Annotated in this window: 3 protein-coding genes and 1 pseudogene; 1 reads left to right on the plus strand and 3 read right to left on the minus strand. The window is 56.8% G+C overall.

What is annotated here, in order from left to right:
* The coding region (locus BMX04_RS18795; protein ID WP_139194642.1) for a 2OG-Fe(II) oxygenase at positions 1–410 on the plus strand (410 nt) is incomplete at its 5' end.
* Positions 411–716: 306 nt separating this feature from the next.
* On the opposite strand, the gene BMX04_RS18800 is transcribed toward BMX04_RS18795, so the two are convergent.
* The 3 genes and pseudogenes from BMX04_RS18800 to BMX04_RS18815 all read right to left on the minus strand — a co-directional run.
* Entirely contained in the window at positions 717–2,000 is a 1,284-nt protein-coding gene (locus BMX04_RS18800) for an NADH:flavin oxidoreductase/NADH oxidase family protein (RefSeq protein WP_074788376.1), read from the minus strand.
* 548 nt (positions 2,001–2,548) lie between these two features.
* Positions 2,549–2,779, minus strand: coding sequence for an aldolase/citrate lyase family protein (locus BMX04_RS18810; protein ID WP_083398249.1), 231 nt, complete (start codon positions 2,777–2,779; stop codon positions 2,549–2,551).
* 33 nt (positions 2,780–2,812) lie between these two features.
* Positions 2,813–3,100, minus strand: a pseudogene (locus BMX04_RS18815) (aldehyde dehydrogenase family protein); the annotation flags it as partial.
* Positions 3,101–3,192: the final 92 nt, after the last annotated feature.

Genomic DNA, 3,192 nt, shown 5'->3' on the forward strand with positions numbered 1-3,192 from the left:
GCTGGCATGAGCGGAACAATAAGCGAACATCACAGATTTGCAAGCCCGGTGGCACAACATCCTGTGCCGCCGGAACGAAGGGGATAAGCCTTCTGACCGCATTCGAGGAAAGCCCACAGGTGGCGATCTACCGCGCCACCGCTGCGGGGCATTTTGTGTGGCATTCGGACATCGGCGGCGGGCCGATTTCGGCCAAGCGCAAGCTGACGCTGGTGCTGCAACTGTCGCCGACAGCTGACTATGACGGCGGCACGTTAGAGGTGATGCCCGGCGCGCAGGTGCTGGAGGCCAGTCGGGCGCAGGGCTGTGTGACGGTGTTCCCCAGCTTTATGCTGCATCAGGTGACACCCGTGCGCAGCGGCGTGCGCCATTCGCTGACCGTCTGGGCGCACGGGCCTGCGTTCCGGTGAAGGGGCGGACCGCAGATATGCTGAACGGCTCGAAAGCAGACATTGGCGTAGCCGCAGCTAAAGCTCACTTCGTCCCGCTTCTTACCAGTTCGCAACCCGCGCAGCGAAGGTCAGCAATCGCAGATTCGTGGTAAGGGCTTTGGGTCCGCTCTGGGCTGGCTGCCGTCAACCGAGGGCTATGGAAACCGGTTGGAGGTGGGCCAGAGCAAGGAACTGGGTGCTGTACCGCCGCAAGGCTGCAGTGAGCACATTGTGACCGATGCTGGGCCGTGGATGAATGGCGGGAAATGCGAAAAGTAGCTCGGCCTAGGATTTGCGGGCAAATTTTCGGCGCAGCCCTAGAAAGGTTGTGCGGTTGAGGTACCACAGAAAGTAGCCAACTGCATTATTGCGTGCGTCCGTTTGGGGCATCAAGCCGCGTGACATCCGGTTCATCTGCCAAGCATAATATTCAACCCGGGACACAGTGTTGACTAGATTTATGAACCAGTTTCTGGCGTTCACCCCGAACCGGCCCCGCCCGATAACCAGACCATCTTCTTCGATGCCAATCTTTTCGACCAAACCGTCAAGTATCCCTGCTACAGCATCCGGCTGAACGCATAGGGGGCGCGCAAGACCGATCATGTCGATCCCATCGTCAACGATTGCGCGCTCCATCGCAGCGACGCTGCGAAACCCTCCTGTCACCATAAGAGGGACACTCACCGCATGACGCACCTCGCGGGCATATTCCAAGAAATAGGCCTCGCGTTTGATTGTGCTATCGCGCTGTCGTTCCTCGGTTCCATTGACAAAGCTCATCTGCTCGTAGGTTCCGCCGGACAGTTCAATGAGATCAATGCCGTCATCTTCGAGCCATCGCGCAACCTGGCAACTGTCCTCGATCAAAAATCCACCTTTCTGAAAGTCCGCCGAGTTCAGCTTGACTGCAACGGGAAAGTCCTTGCCGACGACAGCGCGCGTCGCTGCATACACTTTGCGCAGGAATTTCGCGCGATTTTCAAGCGACCCGCCCCAGTCATCCTTGCGTTGGTTGGTGATCGGCGACAGGAACTGGCTGACGAGATAGCCGTGCGCGGCATGTATCTGCACACCGTCAAACCCCGCCTTTTTCGCAATTGCGGCCGTTGTGGCATAGCGCTGGATGGCATCCTGAATATCTTCTGAAGTCATTGCCGTTGGTTTTCCGAACAGGCCAAGAATGCGCAGCTTTTCCGCGGAGGGGGACAAAGGCCGCGTATGCACCACAATGGGGCATTGGCGCCCTGGATGGCTGATTTGCATCCAGACTTGACTGCCACCGGACTTTGCGGCCCGGGCCCAGTCTTGCAGCACGTTCAAAACACTTTCATCTTGGACAACCACATTGCCCGGCCGTTCAAGGTAGCGTTTGTCGACCATAACATTGCCGGTCATTTGCATGGCCATACCACCATAGGACCAGCGCTCGTAGAGAGTTTGATGCGCTTTGTTCGGCGCATCGTCAACATCCGCGAGGGCTTCGGTCATGGCGCTACGTGCGAAGCGGTTTTTCAAACCCACGCCGCAAGGCAGTTCGAGGTGGTCTGAATAGCTTCGTTTTGTCATCGCGTGTCACGCCAATCAAACTGCGGAAATCAAATCTGGTTTATTTAAGTTGAATAAGCGTGCCCGAAGTGTTCCATCGTGGCAAACATTATCGCTCTGTTCGGCAGGCGGGCTAAGCGGCTGTTGGGGCCAGATGATCGGATGGCAGCAGAGTCAGGTTTGTTCGCATATTACCAGTTCGCCGTCGGCTCGATTTCGCACCTGCAGCTAAAGTCCGTTCTGACGGGCTGCACAGCGGCGGAAGAGGCAAAAGCTCAATGGCCGGTCTGGGCCGTGAGCGACGCTCGCCGAAGGTGACCAAACCGGTGCGCCCGCTACGCTGCCGCATGACTGCTTCGAGCCCGAAGTGACCGATGCTGCGAGGAGAACCAATGGCTGCTATTCAACTTGATCCATCGCGAATAGTATAAGGCATGAACGAATTTCGAAACGCCCGACCCTTCGACGCAATTCGATGCTTTGAAATCGAGACCGCCGCTTATGAAGGCGACGAAGCAGCAACCCTCGAAAAGATATCCAAGAGGATAGAGGTCTATCCCGATGGTTTCCTAGTTCTTGAGGTCGAAGGCGAGATCGTTGGCTTCGTCATCGGCTTGTGGCGTCTGGAACAAGGCCAGCGCCCTTTTGCGTGCCTCGGCCTTGTCCCTCGGCGCGATTCCATCTTCCAATTCAACGCAAACAATGTCAGCGCCACTGGCCAGCGCCTTAAGAAACATGTCTGGACGCAGACCCGGTGTGAAAATGAAACTCCGTCGTGGGCGCAGGGTGCGTTCATTCACTTTTGTCACTCCATATTTATCAGCCTATCCTCGTCAACTGATCCCGTGCAATGTTTTGGTTTCCAGATAGTCCTCCAGCCCCATGATGCCGCCTTCGCGACCGTTTCCGGATTGCTTGTAACCACCAAAGGGCGAGCCATAGTTGATCCCGGCCCCATTGATGTGGACGGCTCCGGCGCGAAGGCGCGTCGCTACACGCTCGGCCCGGTTCGGGCTGCCGGTCTGAACAAAAGCGGCAAGCCCATAGGGCGTGTCGTTGGCAATCTCGATGGCCTCGTCTTCGTCACTGAACGGGATGATGACCAGCACGGGTCCAAAGTGTGCGTCGTCAGATAATTTGGGACATCAGAGCGTGCTTTCGTTTGGAGGCTCTGGCTCATCCTTGATTAAGTTTATGCGTTTTCAGTTTCGTG

Source organism: Roseovarius tolerans, from assembly GCF_900109855.1.
Taxonomy (GTDB): domain Bacteria; phylum Pseudomonadota; class Alphaproteobacteria; order Rhodobacterales; family Rhodobacteraceae; genus Roseovarius; species Roseovarius tolerans.

What these genes read in the sequence shown, in the direction of transcription:
- BMX04_RS18800 (WP_074788376.1), bottom strand. Translation starts at nt 2,000, where the DNA reads ATGACAAAACGAAGCTATTCAGACCACCTCGAACTGCCTTGCGGCGTG.